Origin of the sequence: Pseudomonas sp. 06C 126, assembly GCF_001855215.1 — a bacterium.
In the GTDB taxonomy this organism is placed as follows: domain Bacteria; phylum Pseudomonadota; class Gammaproteobacteria; order Pseudomonadales; family Pseudomonadaceae; genus Aquipseudomonas; species Aquipseudomonas proteolytica.
This window is the reverse complement of record NZ_MIFU01000016.1, coordinates 1-422: the sequence shown is the minus strand read 5'-3', so window position 1 is coordinate 422 and position 422 is coordinate 1. Positions and strand designations below refer to the sequence as shown.

Below are 422 nucleotides of genomic sequence, written 5' to 3'. Positions count from 1 at the left end.
AGCCTTTTTTGATGTTTGGTTGCGGGAGCCGGATTTGAACCGACGACCTTCGGGTTATGAGCCCGACGAGCTACCAGACTGCTCCATCCCGCGTCTGTGGGCGGCATTCTACAGCGCAGCGACGAGGTGTCAACCGTTAATGACATAAAGGGCAAAATAACTGCCAATCAGCCTAAGTGCTCGATTGAAAACGAGTTTTCACTGTAGGCGCGAGCTTACTCGCAAAAAGCTCAAGGGCGGCGGGTTGATGCTGGATGTGCGCGTTATCGTTGACGACCTTCGCGAGCAAGCTCGCTCCTACAGGGGGGAGGAAATAGACGCGCACAAAAAAGGCCACTCTTTCGAGTAGCCTTTTTTGATGTTTGGTTGCGGGAGCCGGATTTGAACCGACGACCTTCGGGTTATGAGCCCGACGAGCTACC

Annotated in this window: 1 tRNA gene; it reads right to left on the bottom strand. The window is 54.0% G+C overall.

Annotated elements, in window-relative coordinates:
- Window positions 1-16 precede the first annotated feature (16 nt).
- Window positions 17-93 (bottom strand) — tRNA-Met (locus BHC62_RS04695).
- Window positions 94-422 lie beyond the last annotated feature (329 nt).